Here is a 14,963-nt window from a genome sequence, read left to right as displayed (position 1 = left end):
TGCTTGCATGGGCATGGGCCCAAGCTGCGCATCCGAAGCAGCCAATCATCCCGATTGCGCCCCAACGCGGCCCCGAAAAGATCGCAAACACGTTCTTGCGTCCATCAACGTGCCAACCAACACCGGCCCTGCCGGGGTTGTGGTCCCTGGCCTGCATCTGCTGCAGGGTGGGGGCGGCACCTTGCTTGACCGGTCTGCTTTCTGGAATTTCAATGAACCAACCTTCCTCGCTCCCGCCGTCGTCCCGCCAGACCTTCCTCGGGCTGCGCAGATTGCCCGCACGCTCGGCGGCCTGGGTCATGCCACTGCTGTTGTCGCTGCTCATGACCTTCATCGTGTCCCTGAGCAGCACCGTGCGCGTGGCGGGCTTCTCGCTGGACCTCCCGCGCCTGTGGCTGAGTGCCTGGGCGCTGTCCTGGGTAGTGGCCTTCCCCACGCTGTTGCTGGTGCTGCCTGTGGTGCGCCGCATCACGGCGGCTATCGTCGAGCAGCCGCGCTGACCGATCGCGTGGCGGGCGGTGGGCACCCTCACGCCGCCCATGGGCTGAGCCCACCCGGAGTCACCAGCGTGCGTGCACGCTACTGACATCAGGTTGTCAGTAGCGTGCACGCACCATGCCTCTCCTGCACGGCGCCCAGCGGCCCGCGCGTCAATTCCATCCATTGAAGACCAGAGAGGACCCGCCATGACAAACACCCCCGCAATCATCCAGATTCCAGCATTCAGCGTGGCCGGCATCGCCGTGCGCACCCGCAACAGCGAAGAGATGAACCCCGCCATCGCGCGCCTCGGAGGCCTGTGGAACCGTTTCTTCAGCCAGAGCTGGGAGCGCAAGCTGCCCAGCCGGGGCGACGATGGACGCATCTTCGGCGTGTACAGCGGCTACGAGTCGAACGAGCACGGCGCCTTTGATGTGACCGCCGGTGTGGCCGTGGCCGACCCCGATGGGGCCCAGGCCGTACCCGGCGCCAGCCGCGTTGACATTCAGGCTGGCGACTACCTGGTCTTTACCGGCCAGGGCGATATGCCCCAAATGGTGATCGACACCTGGGTGCGCATCTGGCATTACTTTGCCGAGAACCCACAGGTGCAACGCCGCTTTGGAACCGACTTCGAGGCCTATGAGGGCCCAGACCAGGTGGCCATCCATATCGGAGTGATGCTTCAAAATTAATAGCTTGTAGCGCTTGATGGATAAGCGCTAGGGCCTTAGAACTCTGAAAAAATAAACCACCATGCGCCGCGCCGACCGCCTGTTTCAGATCGTCCAGCTCATCCGGGGTCGGCGCTTGTCCACGGCCGCCTTCCTGGCCGAGCGGCTCGAAGTCTCGCAGCGCACCATCTACCGCGACGTGGCGGACCTCCAGCACCAGGGCGTGCCCATTGAGGGCGAGGCCGGTGTGGGCTACCGCCTGGGCGCGGGTTTCGAACTACCGCCGCTGATGTTCAGCCAGGGCGAGGCCAACGCCCTGGTGGCCGCCGCGCGCCTGGCCCAGGCCTGGCTCGACGCTGGGCTGGCGCGCGAGGTCGAAGGGGCGCTGGGCAAGATCCTGTCGGTGCTGCCCCCCGCTGCCCGCGTAGCGGCCGAGGCGCAGGCGCTGTATGCGCCATCGGTGGGGCTGGACCCGCGCGTGCAGGCCACCCTGCAGGCCCTGCGCGAGGCGGTGCACAGTCGCCACGTGGTGCAGATCAACTACGCCGACGTACACGGCCGCCCCAGCCTGCGCCGCCTGCGCCCACTGGGTTGCTTCTACTGGGGCAAGGTCTGGACGCTGTCGGCCTGGTGCGAGCTGCGCAATGACTTCCGGGGTTTTCGCATCGACCGCATCGTGGATCTGGTGGTGCTCGACGAACAGTTCCGCCAGGAGCCCGGCAAGACCCTTGCCGACATGCTGCGCAAGGTGGAAGCGGAGATGGCCGCCTGCCCGCCCGAATGGGGGGCTGCGCAGACGCCGGGGCTCAATGCGTGAAGTGAAGCACCCCCTGAGTCGCTTCGCGCCTTCCCCCTCTCTCTCCTCGCTGCGCGAGTCGGGAGGGGGACGCCCCCAGCGCGGCGGGGCGGCCCTTGCGCGGGGGCACTGGCCTTGGCCGCGCCAGTTTTATGCGTGGAGGGTGGCGCGCAGCACAATGAATAACTGACATCGATTCGCGTTTGATCGCCGCAAGCCGTCCACGCTCAGCGTGAAGGGTTGTGTTTTGTGAACGCAGTCGGGTATGGGGCTTGAACAGCTCCCGAGGTATTTAGCCCGCGCGGGGTGCCAGCCCGTCCCGGTAGCGCCGGCTGCAGGGCACGCTGCTCCCATCCTTCATCACCAGGCGCGCGTCGCCGCTGTCCAGCGGCTCGATCACGGCGATGGCGTCCAGGTTGACCGCGTAGCTGCGGTGCACGCGCACGAAGCGTGATGGGTCCAGCTGGGTGAGGAAGTCGGTGAGCGTGGAGCGCAGCAGGTAGTCGTGCCCATTCACATGCAGGCCCACGTAGTTGGCCTGGGCCTGCAGCCAAGCGATGTCGCCTGCGGCGATCAGGAACTCGCGGCGCAGCTTGCGCACCAGGAAGCGTTCGGGGCGTTGTGCGGGCGGGGCGTGCGGGGTTTCGGGCGTTGATGCCGGGGCTTGCGCAGCGGGCGTTTCGGGCACGTCCTGCACTTGTGGCGCGGGCGGTTCGGGGGCATCCAGCACGCGCGCCTCGCCCTGCAGGCGCAGCAGCAAGAAGCGGTAGCTGACCAGCGCGCACACCGTGAGCGCGTAGCTGCGCACGTCTTTCAGGTATTCATACCCCCACTGCGCCCACCAGCTTGGCGGCTGGTAGCGCTCGCCCAGGGCCGCATAGCCCGCATGGCGCAGCGCCCACATGCCCGCCAGGTGCACGGTGCAGTAGGCCACGCTGGCCAGCACGTGCCAGGGCAGATGGCGCCGCAGCGTGCCCCAGCGCAGCACAAAGCGCCGCTCGAACGCCACCACGGCCGGGATCAGCGCCGCCACCACCAGCGCGCTCGTCAGCTCCCACAGCAGCGGCTCCCACGCGGCCACGGTCCGCCCGGCGCTGCGCAGTTCGATCCGGGTCACCACCGTGTTGAAGGTCGCCTGCACCAGCAGCACCACGGCCCAGAAGCTGACTTCCGCACGGCGCCGCAGGGCGCGGTCGTGGGGGTAGCGGTCGATCCAGGCGGGCGCGGGGGCGGTCATGGGTGGCAAGTGTAGGCAGGGCCATGCGCCGCCGGGCGGGAGTTTCCCCGGGGCGGTTTCTTTTCGTCCCTCCTGCCCGCCGCTGGTCCCAGTGGCACCCCAGCCCGTCCCCCGGCGGTGCCGTGAGAAGGGGCGGGGCCGCAGCATCGGGCCCTGTGCCCACCCTGTCTGCGTTGTGCCATGTCTACACCTTCCTGTGCCTCCACCCCCGTCCGCCGCCATGACATCGACGCGCTGCGGGCGCTGGCCTTTGCCCTGGTCATCCTGTACCACGTGGCCATGTATTACGTGGCCGACTGGCACTGGCACCTCAAAAGCCCGTACGTGGCGGAATGGCTGCAGGCGCCCATGCGCGCGCTCAACCTCTGGCGCATGGACCTGGTGTTCCTGGTCTCGGGCCTGGCCTTCGGGCTGGTCCGGCGGGGGCAGTCGGTGGCGGGGCTGGTGCGGCTGCGCAGCCTGCGCCTGCTGGTGCCGCTGGCCTTTGGCATGGCCGTCATCGTGCCCTACCAGCCCTATGCGCAGGGGGTGGCGAACGGGCTCATCGCGCCAGGATTCGGCGCCTTTCTGCTGCGCTACTACAGCGGCAGCACCTGGCCGCCGGGCGCATTTGACGGCTGGCACGCGGGCGTCACCTGGAACCACCTGTGGTACCTGGCCTACCTGTGGGTCTACACCATGGTGCTGGCGGCGTTGCTGCCCTTGGCCGAATCCGCCGCCGGGCAGCGCCTGCGCCGAGCCTTCACCGGGCTGCGGGGCGCTGCACTGATGGTGGTGCCCGTGCTGCCGCTGGTGCTGTATTCGGTGCTGCTGTGGCCGCATTTGCCGCCCACGCACGACCTGGTCCATGACGGGTGGCTGCACGCCGTGTACTTCACGGTGTTTGTCTACGGCTACTGGATCGGGCTGGATACCGGCCTGTGGGTCGAACTGGTGCGCCTGCGCTGGCGCACCCTCGGCCTGGCGCTGGTGCTGCTGGTTCTGTACCTGGGTCTGCTCGGCCTGGCGAAGCAGCACGGCGTGCGGTCCGCGCGCTGGCCGCTGCGCGTGCTGGCAGACGTGTACCTGTGGGCGGCCCTGCTCACTATCCTGGGTTGGGCCCATCACCGCCTCAATCGGCCCTGGCCCTGGCTGCGCTGGGCCAGTGAGTCGGTCTACCCCTGGTACCTGCTGCACCAGACGGCCATCATCGTGCAGGTGGTGTGGCTGGCGCCTGCGCAGCTGGGGCCGGTGGTGGAGCCGCTGGCCCTGGTGGCCGGGACGGTGGGGCTTTGCTGGGGGCTGACGGCGGTGGTACGGCGTGTGCGGTGGCTGCGGCCGCTGTTCGGGTTGCCGGGCCAGGGCGAAAAGCCGTTGGTCAAACGGGCCCCAGCAAGTCTGGGATAGGAAGCGCTACCACGACCGCTGGTGCGATGAACACCATGCATCGATGGCTGCGTTGGGATCAACCCGCCAGCGCTGCCTCGATATCCCCCGCCAGCTTCTTCGGCGCATCCTGCGGCGCATAGCGGCGGATCACGCGGCCGTCCTTGCCGACCAGGAACTTGGTGAAATTCCACTTGATCGCCTTGCTGCCCAGCAGGCCCGGGGCTTCGGCGGCCAGCCACTGGTACAGGGGCGAGGCATTGGCGCCGTTCACGTCGATCTTGGCCATCATCGGAAAGCTCACGCCGTAGTTGAGCTGGCAGAAGCTGGCGATCTCGTCGTTGCTGCCGGGGTCCTGGCTGCCGAACTGGTTGCAGGGAAAACCCAGCACGACGAGGCCTTTGTCTGCGTACTCCTTGTGCAATTCTTCCAGCCCGCCGAACTGGGGCGTGAAGCCGCAGGCGCTGGCGGTGTTCACGATGAGCAGCACCTTGTCCTTGTATTGCGACAAGGGCACGGTCTTGCCGTTCATCTGCTGGGCTTCAAAGTCGTAGATGCTGGTGGGCATGCGGAACCTCCGGGGTTGGGATGACGGGCCATGGTAGCCCCTGCCGCCCATCTGCGTGCGGCGCGTGGCCTGCTCAGTGGGCCGTGGCGCCGGGGCGGCGAAACTGCAGCGCCGCGAGCAAGGATGCCAGCAGGATCAGCGCCCCACCCAGCACGGTCCGCGTGCTCAGGGTGGAGGCGCCCAGCAGGGCCGACGACACGCTGGCAAACATCACCTCCGAGAGCATCACCAGCGCCGTGGTGCCCGCCGCCAGGCGCGCGGCGCCGAACTGCAGCGCCCAGTTGCCCAGCATGAGCACCCCCGCCAGCAGCAGGCCGGTGACGACCCAGGTGCTGTTGAGGGCAGGGAAAGGCTCCACCACACCCACTTGCAGCCCCACGCAGGCCACGCCCAGCGCCATGAGCATGCAGCCGCCGAACATGGTGACCATGCGCGCAGGCCCCGGCACGGTGTGCAGGCGGCGCAGCGTGACGTTGGTGAGCGCGAACATGAAGCCGCCCAGCAGCGCCAGGCCGTCGGCCAGCGACAGGTTTTGCAGCAGGCGCGTGGCGGGCGCGCCCTCGGGCAGCAGCACCAGCACCACGCCAGCAAAGGCCAGCGCCAGGCGCAGCAGCGCCGAGGGCGTGGGGCGCTCGCCCAGAATGCGCCAGGCCAGCAGCACGGCCCAGGCGGGCATCAGGTAGAACAGCAGGATCACGCGCACCACGTCGCCAATGGTCACGGCCCAGTTGAAAGCCACGTTGTTCAGCCCCGATGCCAGCGCCAGCAGCCACAGCTGCGGGTGCGCCCGCACCTGCGCCAGGATCCCCGGCCGCCAGGCCAGCAGCGCCACCAGCACCACGGCGTACATCGACGCCGTGGCCCACAGCGGATGCAGCCCCGCCTGGTGCATGCGCTGAAACGGCCACCACGCCAGGCCCCACACGAAAGCGTTGAACAGCAGGGCGGCAAAGGGCAGGGGAGATTGCATTGAGATTAAAAATAGGCTCTAGCGCTTTATGGATAAGCGCTGGAAGCTATAAATTATGTAGCAATTTGCGCCAAGTCACACAGCGCTCAAAACAGGCACGCCCCAAGGCCAGTGCACCCGTGGAACTGGCTCTGCCAGGCCAGCGGGTGCGTCCCCCTCAGGGGGAAGGCGCCGAAGGCGACTCAGGGGGATTCAGTGGTGCGTATCGTGCCGCGCAATGTCCAGCAAGTGGTTCACTTCGTCGCGGTAGTTGATGCAGTTGCGCTGGTGCCAGCGGCGGATGATCCACATGATCCCGGCCACAACAAGGCCGAAGGTGATGATCGCGCCAAACACCGACAGGCCCAGCTTGAGCGACAGGCTGTAGAACGCCCCCAGGCCCAGGATGCAGGCCTGCTCGTTGAAGTTCTGCACCGCAATCGAGCGACCCGCGCCCATCAGGTTGTGGCCCCGGTGCTGCAGCAGCGCGTTCATGGGCACCACCAGGTAGCCGCCCAGGCCGCCCAGCAGGATGAGGAAGGGTATCGCCAGCCAGATGTTGCTGATGAACACCATGAGGATCAGCAACAGTCCCATGCCAATACCCAGCGGGATCACCTTGGTGGCCATGTCCAGGCGCATGCGCATGGACGCCACCACCGCGCCCACGGCCGTGCCGATGGCCACCACACCGGTGAGGGCCGAGGCCTGCGTGGTGTTGTAGCCCAGTGCCACAGCCGCCCAGGCCAGCACGATGAACTTGAGGTTGCCGCCTGCGCCCCAGAACAGGGTGGTGGTGGCCAGCGAGATCTGGCCGAGCTTGTCGCGCCACAGGCGGCCGTTGCAGGCCCAGAAGTCGGGCAGCAGATTGAGTGCGTTGGCCAGCACGCTGCGCGAAGGGTCGGCGCGCAGGGGGCGCATCTCCACCCCGGTGTGCGGGATGCGGGTGTTGAACCAGGCCGCCAGCGCATACACCGCAATCAGTGCGGCGATGGCGGATTCGGCGGGCGTGTCCACGCCGGTGTCGATCATGGGGATGTCGATGCCCAGCAGCATGTGCGACAGGTGCTGCCCCACCAGCTGGCCGCCAAACAGCACGCCGAGGATGATGGACGCGATGGTGAGCCCCTCGATCCAGCCATTGGCCTTGACCAGTTGCGAGGCTGGTAGCAACTCGGTGAGGATGCCGTATTTGGCGGGCGAGTAAGCCGCCGCACCCAGCCCCACCACCGCATAAGCCATGAGCGGGTGCGAGCCAAACAGCATCATGAGGCAGCCCACCACCTTGATGGCGTTGCTGACAAACATGACCTTGCCTTTGGGCAGGGCGTCGGCAAAGGCGCCGACAAAAGGCGCCAGCACCACATAGAAGAGCGCAAACATGGGAACCAGGGCGGCGCGCTGCCACTCGGGGGCACCTTCTGTACGCAGAAGCTCCACGGCGGCCACGAAAAGTGCGTTGTCGGCCAGCGAGCTGAAAAACTGCGCCGACATGATGGTGTAAAAACCGCGCTTCATCGAATGGCTGGTGGCAGCATCAGTTCGGCTGATGCCCTGTTAAATGTGGGGACCCTGGCAAGTGACGGACGGTTATATCACGCGGATAAACGGCCACGGTGCCAGAATCCGGTGCTTCCCACCCGGTCAAACCCCATGCCCCGTCCCATTGCCGCCACCATCCACACCGCCGCCCTGCACCACAACCTGGAGCGTGTTCGACAGGCGGCCCCTGATGCCAAGGTCTGGGCCGTGGTCAAGGCCAATGCCTACGGGCACGGCATCGAGCGCGCGTACGAAGGCCTGCGCGGCGCCGACGGTTTCGCGCTGCTGGACCTGGCCGAGGCCGAGCGCGTGCGCCATCTGGGCTGGCGCGGGCCCATCCTGCTGCTCGAAGGCGTGTTCGAGCCGCGCGACCTGGAGCTGTGTTCGCGCCTGGGCCTGTGGCACGCAGTGCATTGCGACGAGCAGATCGACATGCTGGCCGCCCACAAGACGCAGGTGCCGCACCGTGTGTTCCTCAAGATGAACTCGGGCATGAACCGCCTGGGCTTTGCGCCCCAGCGCTTTCGCGCGGCCTGGGCGCGCCTCAATGCGCTGCCGCAGGTGGACGAAATTTCGTTCATGACCCACTTCAGCGACGCCGATGGCCCCCGGGGCGTGGCGCACCAGCTGGCCGTGTTCAACACCGCAGCGCAAGACCTGCCGGGTGAGCGCACGCTGAGCAACAGCGCCGCCACCCTGCGCCATGCGGCGGACGCACGCGTGCGTGCCGACTGGGTGCGGGCCGGCATCGCGCTGTATGGCAGCGCCCCCGACTACCCGGAGCACACCGCCACCCACTGGGGCATGCGCCCCACCATGACCCTCGCCACCCGCCTCATCGCTACGCAGCAGCTGCAGGCGGGCGACACCGTGGGCTATGGCTCGCGCTTCACGGCCGATGGGCCGCTCTTGATTGGCGTGGCGGCCTGCGGCTATGCCGACGGCTATCCGCGCCACTGCGACACCGGCACACCCGTGCTGGTCAACGGCATCCGCACGCGGCTGGTGGGGCGGGTGAGCATGGACATGATCACGGTGGATCTCACGCCGCTGCAGCAGGCGGGCGTGGCCGCAGGGTTTGGCGCGGAAGTCACGCTGTGGGGCCAGGCCAGCAACGGCACGGTGCTGGGTGTGGACGAGGTGGCCGCCGCTGCGGGCACCGTGAGCTGGGAGCTGCTGACGGCGCTGGCCCAGCGGGTGCCGGTGTCGGTGGACGGCAACGCCTGATTCATCGACAAGTTCACGCACGGCCGTATGCAGGGCTGCAGCGGCGCGGAAAACTGGTGTGAAATGGCGCGGTTCTGGCCGAACATGCGGCCGGCGACCACCCACTTTTCACCGCAGGCGTTCCCTCCATGGCCACATCCCGCAGCGACCGCAGCAGCAACAGCAAGAAGAAAACCTCTACCTGGCGCTCCGTGCGCATGCCACACCACGGCACGGTGGCGCGCACCCTGCAGCAGCGCTACAGCCTGCGCTGGCATGGGCTGCTGATCGGCAGCTTCACGCTGCTGCTGATGTGGTGCACCTCCCATGTTCAGATGCTGCTCGGGGTGGAGTCGCTGGCGCTGCGGTATTTCGTGACCCTCTCGGTCGGCTACCTGGGCTACCTGCTGGTGCTGCGGGCCTGGGCGGCGCGGCTGGTACGGTCGGACCGGGACACAGGGGGCGATGGCAGCAGCCTGGACGTGCCCGATGTGTCCTGGCCCAGTGGCTCCTCGTCCGGCGGCAGTGGCCAGGTGCCGCTGCCGCGCACCGGCGGCGGTGATTTTGGCGGCGGCGGCGCATCCGGTGACTTTGGCGGTGCGTGGACGCAGGGCCTGTCCAGCGGGGGCTCCGGCAGCGATTCCAGCGCGCTGGGCGACCTGGCCAGCGGCGCCGCCGACGCCATTGGCAGTGCCGACGAAGGCGCGGTGGTGGTGGTGCCCGTGGTGGCGATTTTTCTCATCGGCGCGGCGATCATCTTTGGCGCGGGCTCGCTGGCCATGCTGTTCTTTGGCTGGGACGTGCTGCTCACGGTGGCGGTAGAGATCGCCTTCTCGGTGGCCACCGCCCGTGCCGCTGTGGGCGTGGAGCGCGAGGGCTGGCTCACGGCTGCCGTGCGCCTGACCTGGAAGCCGCTGCTGGGCGCGCTGGTCTGCGCCGTGGTGCTGGGCGCCACCATCGACCATTTCATGCCCGGCGTGCAGTCGCTGCCCCAGGCCGTGCGGGTGATCCAGGGGCAGTGATGGAAAAGATGAAATGCTACTAAATTAATAGCTATAAATGTAGATCCATCAAGAGCTAGGCCCCGGTTTTCACCATTTTTCCCTCTTGGAGCGGGGGCGGGCCTCCTGCGTCTCCCTTCCCGTCGCTAGCTGCGGCAGTCCCGGCCGCCCTGGCAGCCGGTGTCGATGGCGTCCAGGTTGCTGCGTACCTGTGCCAGCAGGGCGAGCAGCTGGGCCTGCGTGGCGTCGTCACACCCCTTGAGCAGCGACGCCGCCAGCCCCCGGCGGGCGTCGCGCAGCGCCTGGTGCAGGGCCGCACCCTGGGCGCTCAGGCGCAGGCAGCGGCTGCGCTTGTCCTCGGCATTCGGTGCGCTCTCCAGCCAACCCTTGTCCTGCAGCATCCCCACCATGCGGGCCACCTGTGCCTTGTCGGCACCGCTGTGCGCCACCAGTTCGCGCTGCGTGGTGCCAGGGTGGCGCCCCACGAACATCAGCGCCCGCACTTCGTTGTGCGTCAGGTCGGGGTGGATGGCGGCCATCGTGCGCACCATGTGCGCCCGGTAGGCATGCAGCAGGTCGTGCATGGCTTCAAAGACATCGGCGGGTGCGTGGGTGGTCATGGCGACATGTGGTTGACAAAATCAACCAATTCGCAGATCATTGGTTGACTAAATCAACATTTTAAGCCATGAACGCACCTCTGCCTACCGCCACTCCCCCGGTTGACGCTGCACACCTTGCCGTCGAACGCGTCCGCCATCCCTTGCAAGCCCGCCACCTCCAGGTGGTGCGGCGCACCGCCGTCAGCCCCGGTTTCGTGCGGCTCACCCTGGCCGGGCCCGAGCTGGCCGGGTTTGTGAGCGCGGGGTTTGACGACCATCTCAAGCTCATCCTGCCCCAGCCGGGCCAGGAGCGCCCCTCGCTGCCGTCTCTGCACGATGGCCGCCCGGTTTTCCCCGATCCGCGCCCCGTGCTGCGCGACTACACCCCTGCACGTTATGACGCCGCCACGGGCGAGCTGGACATCGAAGTCGCCCTGCACGACGCAGGCCCCGCCACCGACTGGGCCGCCAGTGCCGCCGTCGGCCAGTGGGTGGGCATTGCCGGGCCGCGCGGCAGCATGGTGGTGCCCACCGGGTTTGACTGGCACTGGCTGCTGGGCGACGAAACCGCGCTGCCCGCCATCGCCCGCCGCCTGGCCGAGCTGCCCGCCCACACCCAGGCCACGGTGCGCATCCAGGTGCGCAACCCAGCCGACCAGCGCGTGCTGGCCAGTGCGGCACAGCTCGACCTGCAATGGGTGAGCGCGCTGCCCGCCGCCGTGGAAGCGCTGGCGCTGCCAACCGGCGCTGGGTTTGTCTGGGCAGCCGGCGAACACAGCGAGATGGCCGCCGTGCGCCGCGCCATGCTCGCCAAGCCGGGTGTGGATGCCAAGCGCATGCGCATCTCTGCCTACTGGAAACGTGGCGCCGCCGACCACCACGAAGACTTAGTCCAGTGAGCCTGAAAAATCGGCGGTACGTGAGTACCTAGCCGCCCCGCATGCTAGGCGGCGGGCGCAGCCGGGTTGAATACCCGGCGAGCACGGCAACGACGCATGCGGGGCGGCGAGGCACTCACCCAAAGGGCCGGGGCCCCTCGAGTCGCAGTGCAGCGTTGCAGTCCTTGTCAAGGCGGCCAGCCTTGACTGCGGCCTGCGCCCAGCCCCGCACCCCTTGGAGCACCGGCGTACCGTCGATTTTTCAGGTTCACTGGACTACTCAGCGCAGCAGGGTAAGCCCTGCCGCCCGCTGCACTGCTTCGGTCATGTGATGCAGCGCCTGCACGTTCAGGCGCCAGGATTGCCAGTACAGCGGCACGTCCACCGGCTTGCCCGGAAGCAACTCGACCAGCGTGCCGGCCTCCAGGTCGTGCTGCACCATCGGGTCGGGCGTCATGCCCCAACCCAGCCCGGCCCGGGTGGCCATGACAAACGCGTTTGCCTCGGGCAGCCAGTGCACGGGCGGCGTGAGTTTGCGGCGCGTGATGCGCCCCACAAACCGGGCCTGCAGCGCATCCTTGCGGTTGAACACCAGCATGGGCGCCGTAGCCAGCGCAGCAGCGGTCACCCCCTGGGAAAAGTAGCGCTGCATGAACGCGGGGCTGGCCAGCGCCCGGTAGCGCAGCGTGCCCAGCGGGAGCACCTTGCAGCCCTGCACGGGTTGCGGGTCGGCCGTCACGGCGGCCATCACGCGGCCTTCGCGCAGCAGGTTGGCTGAATGGTCCTGGTCCTCCACATGGATGTCGAAGGTGATGCTCTGGCCCTCGGCTGCCTGGGCCATGGCGTGCGGGAACCAGGTGGCCAGCGAGTCGGCATTGACGCCAATGGCCAGGCGCGTGGACGTGTGCTGCCCACCGCCAATGGTGGCCAGCGCGTCGGTCTCGCTCAGTGCCACTTCGCGTGCATGCCGGTACAGCGCCTGCCCGGCTTCGGTGGGTGTGCAGGGCGTGGCGCGGCGCACCAGCACCTGGCCCACGCGCTCTTCCAGCAGTTTCACGCGCTGTGAAACCGCCGAGCGGGTGACGTGCAGCACGGCGGCGGCCCGCTCGAAGCTGCCCTCGTCGATCACGGTGGCAAAGGCGTTGAGCTGGGCAGAGTCGAGGCGCATGGTGCGTTAGCCATTTTGACGGATCGTTAAAAAGTATAGCTGGCGTGACGAGAATGCGATCCCCACAATCCACGCCCATGAGCACCACTGCCTTTCTTCACGGATTCACTTCGACGGCCCTTCTGATCATGGCCATTGGCGCACAAAACGCCTTTGTGCTGCGCCAGGGCCTGCGGCGCGAGCATGTGATGCCGGTGGTGCTGGTGTGCGCGCTGTCCGATGCGGTGCTGTTGCAGGCGGGCGTGTGGGGCATGGGCGGGGTGCTGCTGGCGCGGCCCGAGTGGGCGCAGTTCATGCGCTGGGCGGGCGCGCTCTTTCTGGCCGCCTACGCCGTGCAGGCCGCCAGCCGGGCCTTCAAGCCTGCCCAGCTGCTGGTGTCCGCCAACGGGCCGGGCGCCAGCCTGCGCACTACCGTGCTCACGGTGCTGGCGCTGACCTGGCTGAACCCGCATGTGTACCTGGACACCGTGCTGCTGCTGGGCACCATGGCCACCCCGTACCCTACCTGGGGCCGTGCCACCTTTGCCGCAGGGGGCTCGCTGGCCAGCGCCTTGTGGTTCCTGACCCTCGGGTTTGGCTCGCGCTGGCTGGCGCCTTTGTTCGCATCGCCCGGTGCGTGGCGGGTGCTGGACGCTGGCACGGCCGTCACGATGATGGGTTTGGCCATGGTGATGGTTCTAAGCTAACAAATACAAGTTCGTTACACGGAGAAGCGACTTGCGCCATAGTGGGGGACTGACTGATCTGGAGTGATTCCCCCATGCGTTTCAAGACCCTCTTGCTCGCGGCCGCGCTGGCCACGGCGCTTCCGATGGCTGTGCAGGCCAAGACCTTCCGCTGGTCCCGCTCGGTGGATATTTCCACCTGGGACATCCACACCCAGAACGTGGGCGTGAACAACACCATGCACGGCGCTGTGTACGACACGCTGGTCGAATACAACAGCAAGACCTTTAAGCCCGAGCCGTCGCTGGCCACCGAGTGGAAGCTGGTCAAGCCCACGCAGCTGCGCCTGACGTTGCGCAAGGGCGTGAAGTTCAGCGACGGCAGCGAGTTCACGGCCGACGACGCCAAGTTCTCGCTGGAGCGGGCCAAGGCCAAGACCTCCAACTTCGCCGTCTACACCCAGGGCATTGACCGCGTGGAAAAGGTCGATGCCTACACCATCGACATCCACTCCGACCTGCCCAACCCGGTGCTGGTGAACCAGCTGACCGAGCTGCGCATCATGAGCCGCGCCTGGGCCGAAAAGAACAAGTCGGTCGAGCCCAAGGACATCAAGACCAAGGACGAAACGTACGCCCACCGCAATGCGCTGGGCACCGGCCCGTACCAGCTCAGGCAGTGGGCACCCGACCAGCGCGTGGTGCTGGAGCCCAACCCGCACTGGTGGGGCAAGGGCAAGTACCCCACCAACCTGACCGAGATCGTCTACACCCCCATCAAGGCCGACGCCACGCGAACGGCGGCGCTGCTGTCTGGTGAGATTGACTTTGTGATCGACCCCAGCCTGCAAGACTTGGCGCGCATCAAGCAGACGCCCACCCTGCAGGTGCTCGAAGGGCCGGAGTACCGCACCATCTTCCTGGGTCTGGACCAGTTCCGCGACGAGCTGCCCGGCTCGGATGTGAAGGGCAAGAACCCGCTGAAAGACCTGCGCGTGCGCAAGGCGCTGTACCAGGCGATCGACATCCAGTCCATCCAGCGCGTGGTGCTGCGCGGCCTGGCCCAGCCCACGGGCACGCTGATTGCCAACCAGGTCAACGGCTGGACCAGGAAGGCCGATGTGCGCTACCCCTTCGACCCCAAAGCCGCGCAAAAGCTGCTGGCCGATGCGGGCTACCCCAACGGGTTTGAGGTGGACTTTGCCTGCAGCGCGGGCCGCTACATCAACGACGAGCAGCTGTGCCAGGCCATCACGTCACATTGGGCCAAGGTGGGCGTTAAAGCCAAGCTGCGCTCGTTGCCGTTTGCCACCTACTTCCCGATGATCCAGCGCAACGAAGCGAGCATCTACCTGCTGGGATGGGGCGTGCCCACGTTTGACGCGTTCTACAGCCTGCAGTCGCTGGTGCGCTCGCCCGGTGCTGGTGGGGATGGCAACTTCAACCTGGGCCGCTTTTCGGACCCGCAGATGGATGCGCTGATCGAGCGTGTGAAGAAGGAAACGGACACCGCCACGCGTAACAGCCTGATCGAGCAGGCACTGATCAAGGAGCACGAGCTGGTGTCGCACATCCCGCTGTACAACCAGGTGATCCCGTGGGCGGGGACGAAGAAGGTGGAGATCATCCATCGGGCGGACAACCGGATTGATTGGCGGTATTTGAAGGTGAATTGAGAGTGACAACCCCCTGAGGCGCTTCGCGCCTTCCCCCTTCTCTCGAATTGCTGAACAATTCGGGAAGGGGGACGCCGCCAGCGCGGCGGGGGGGCCCTTGCGCGGCGGCCCTGGCCTGGGCCGCGCCAGTCTCAAAAGCCGCGCACCCTAGCGGCG

At 67.3% G+C, this 14,963-nt stretch carries 15 protein-coding genes; 9 read left to right on the top strand and 6 right to left on the bottom strand.

The genetic code is table 11. From position 1 onward, the window contains the following. Positions 1 to 212 precede the first annotated feature (212 nt). The 3 genes from AC2YJX_RS08635 to AC2YJX_RS08625 all read left to right on the top strand — a co-directional run bounded on the left by AC2YJX_RS08635 (position 213) and on the right by AC2YJX_RS08625 (position 1,971). Positions 213 to 500 (top strand): DUF2798 domain-containing protein, encoded by a 288-nt coding sequence (locus AC2YJX_RS08635; RefSeq protein ID WP_487255801.1) that lies wholly within the window; start codon positions 213 to 215, stop codon positions 498 to 500. 186 nt (positions 501 to 686) lie between these two features. After that, positions 687 to 1,175, top strand: a complete 489-nt coding sequence (locus AC2YJX_RS08630) for a GyrI-like domain-containing protein (RefSeq protein WP_431151541.1) — start codon at positions 687 to 689, stop codon at positions 1,173 to 1,175. 61 nt (positions 1,176 to 1,236) lie between these two features. Then, positions 1,237 to 1,971, top strand: coding sequence for a helix-turn-helix transcriptional regulator (locus AC2YJX_RS08625; RefSeq protein WP_055399814.1), 735 nt, complete (start codon positions 1,237 to 1,239; stop codon positions 1,969 to 1,971). Between the two features lie 271 nt (positions 1,972 to 2,242). On the opposite strand, the gene AC2YJX_RS08620 is transcribed toward AC2YJX_RS08625, so the two are convergent. After that, complete coding sequence (locus AC2YJX_RS08620; protein WP_218301262.1) at positions 2,243 to 3,187, bottom strand: LytTR family DNA-binding domain-containing protein; 945 nt, start codon at positions 3,185 to 3,187, stop codon at positions 2,243 to 2,245. A 180-nt stretch (positions 3,188 to 3,367) separates the two neighbouring features. Between AC2YJX_RS08620 and AC2YJX_RS08615 the strand changes: the two genes are divergently transcribed. Further along, positions 3,368 to 4,573: an acyltransferase family protein gene (locus AC2YJX_RS08615; RefSeq protein ID WP_487255800.1), complete on the top strand. Its 1,206-nt coding sequence runs from the start codon at positions 3,368 to 3,370 to the stop codon at positions 4,571 to 4,573. 58 nt (positions 4,574 to 4,631) lie between these two features. Here the strand turns inward: AC2YJX_RS08615 and AC2YJX_RS08610 are convergent, their stop codons facing one another. The 3 genes from AC2YJX_RS08610 to lplT form a co-directional block, all read right to left on the bottom strand. Then, entirely contained in the window at positions 4,632 to 5,120 is a 489-nt protein-coding gene (locus AC2YJX_RS08610) for a glutathione peroxidase (protein ID WP_055399822.1), read from the bottom strand. A gap of 73 nt (positions 5,121 to 5,193) precedes the next feature. Next, complete coding sequence (locus AC2YJX_RS08605) at positions 5,194 to 6,090, bottom strand: DMT family transporter (protein WP_487255799.1); 897 nt, start codon at positions 6,088 to 6,090, stop codon at positions 5,194 to 5,196. 192 nt (positions 6,091 to 6,282) lie between these two features. Then, positions 6,283 to 7,587 (bottom strand): lysophospholipid transporter LplT, encoded by a 1,305-nt coding sequence (gene lplT, locus AC2YJX_RS08600; protein ID WP_055399829.1) that lies wholly within the window; start codon positions 7,585 to 7,587, stop codon positions 6,283 to 6,285. Between the two features lie 135 nt (positions 7,588 to 7,722). Between lplT and alr the strand changes: the two genes are divergently transcribed. Further along, positions 7,723 to 8,838, top strand: a complete 1,116-nt coding sequence (gene alr / locus AC2YJX_RS08595) for an alanine racemase (RefSeq protein ID WP_218301259.1) — start codon at positions 7,723 to 7,725, stop codon at positions 8,836 to 8,838. 128 nt (positions 8,839 to 8,966) lie between these two features. Next, positions 8,967 to 9,839: a hypothetical protein gene (locus AC2YJX_RS08590; RefSeq protein WP_487255798.1), complete on the top strand. Its 873-nt coding sequence runs from the start codon at positions 8,967 to 8,969 to the stop codon at positions 9,837 to 9,839. Between the two features lie 125 nt (positions 9,840 to 9,964). Here the strand turns inward: AC2YJX_RS08590 and AC2YJX_RS08585 are convergent, their stop codons facing one another. Next, positions 9,965 to 10,438 carry a MarR family winged helix-turn-helix transcriptional regulator gene (locus AC2YJX_RS08585; protein ID WP_055399835.1) on the bottom strand — a complete coding sequence of 158 codons (474 nt, stop codon included), beginning with the start codon at positions 10,436 to 10,438 and terminating at the stop codon, positions 9,965 to 9,967. 68 nt (positions 10,439 to 10,506) lie between these two features. Here AC2YJX_RS08585 and AC2YJX_RS08580 point away from each other — a divergent pair, with 68 nt between their 5' ends. Continuing rightward, positions 10,507 to 11,319, top strand: a complete 813-nt coding sequence (locus tag AC2YJX_RS08580) for a siderophore-interacting protein (RefSeq protein ID WP_487255797.1) — start codon at positions 10,507 to 10,509, stop codon at positions 11,317 to 11,319. A gap of 259 nt (positions 11,320 to 11,578) precedes the next feature. Here the strand turns inward: AC2YJX_RS08580 and AC2YJX_RS08575 are convergent, their stop codons facing one another. Beyond that, the gene (locus AC2YJX_RS08575) at positions 11,579 to 12,466 is read right to left on the bottom strand and encodes a LysR family transcriptional regulator ArgP (protein ID WP_121507870.1); all 888 of its coding nucleotides are present in this window, start codon (positions 12,464 to 12,466) and stop codon (positions 11,579 to 11,581) included. Positions 12,467 to 12,543: 77 nt separating this feature from the next. On the opposite strand from AC2YJX_RS08575, the gene AC2YJX_RS08570 reads away from it, so the two are divergent. Next, positions 12,544 to 13,152, top strand: coding sequence for a LysE/ArgO family amino acid transporter (locus tag AC2YJX_RS08570; protein ID WP_176887897.1), 609 nt, complete (start codon positions 12,544 to 12,546; stop codon positions 13,150 to 13,152). A 74-nt stretch (positions 13,153 to 13,226) separates the two neighbouring features. Continuing rightward, a complete protein-coding gene (locus AC2YJX_RS08565) occupies positions 13,227 to 14,807 on the top strand; it encodes an ABC transporter substrate-binding protein (protein ID WP_487255796.1) in 1,581 nt (526 codons plus the stop codon). Positions 14,808 to 14,963: the final 156 nt, after the last annotated feature.

Source organism: Acidovorax sp. SRI_002 (assembly GCF_057586455.1).
This window is presented reverse-complemented; position numbering and strand designations above follow the sequence as displayed.

Excerpts from the sequence above, each read along its gene's own strand:
- AC2YJX_RS08625 (WP_055399814.1), top strand. The coding sequence starts at position 1,237 with ATGCGCCGCGCCGACCGCCTGTTTCAGATCGTCCAGCTCATCCGGGGT.
- alr (WP_218301259.1), top strand. The coding sequence starts at position 7,723 with ATGCCCCGTCCCATTGCCGCCACCATCCACACCGCCGCCCTGCACCAC.
- AC2YJX_RS08565 (WP_487255796.1), top strand. The coding sequence starts at position 13,227 with ATGCGTTTCAAGACCCTCTTGCTCGCGGCCGCGCTGGCCACGGCGCTT.
- AC2YJX_RS08605 (WP_487255799.1), bottom strand. The coding sequence starts at position 6,090 with ATGCAATCTCCCCTGCCCTTTGCCGCCCTGCTGTTCAACGCTTTCGTG.
- AC2YJX_RS08615 (WP_487255800.1), top strand. The coding sequence starts at position 3,368 with ATGTCTACACCTTCCTGTGCCTCCACCCCCGTCCGCCGCCATGACATC.
- AC2YJX_RS08630 (WP_431151541.1), top strand. The coding sequence starts at position 687 with ATGACAAACACCCCCGCAATCATCCAGATTCCAGCATTCAGCGTGGCC.
- lplT (WP_055399829.1), bottom strand. The coding sequence starts at position 7,587 with ATGAAGCGCGGTTTTTACACCATCATGTCGGCGCAGTTTTTCAGCTCG.
- AC2YJX_RS08620 (WP_218301262.1), bottom strand. The coding sequence starts at position 3,187 with ATGACCGCCCCCGCGCCCGCCTGGATCGACCGCTACCCCCACGACCGC.
- AC2YJX_RS08575 (WP_121507870.1), bottom strand. The coding sequence starts at position 12,466 with ATGCGCCTCGACTCTGCCCAGCTCAACGCCTTTGCCACCGTGATCGAC.
- AC2YJX_RS08590 (WP_487255798.1), top strand. The coding sequence starts at position 8,967 with ATGGCCACATCCCGCAGCGACCGCAGCAGCAACAGCAAGAAGAAAACC.
- AC2YJX_RS08610 (WP_055399822.1), bottom strand. The coding sequence starts at position 5,120 with ATGCCCACCAGCATCTACGACTTTGAAGCCCAGCAGATGAACGGCAAG.
- AC2YJX_RS08585 (WP_055399835.1), bottom strand. The coding sequence starts at position 10,438 with ATGACCACCCACGCACCCGCCGATGTCTTTGAAGCCATGCACGACCTG.
- AC2YJX_RS08635 (WP_487255801.1), top strand. The coding sequence starts at position 213 with ATGAACCAACCTTCCTCGCTCCCGCCGTCGTCCCGCCAGACCTTCCTC.
- AC2YJX_RS08580 (WP_487255797.1), top strand. The coding sequence starts at position 10,507 with ATGAACGCACCTCTGCCTACCGCCACTCCCCCGGTTGACGCTGCACAC.
- AC2YJX_RS08570 (WP_176887897.1), top strand. The coding sequence starts at position 12,544 with ATGAGCACCACTGCCTTTCTTCACGGATTCACTTCGACGGCCCTTCTG.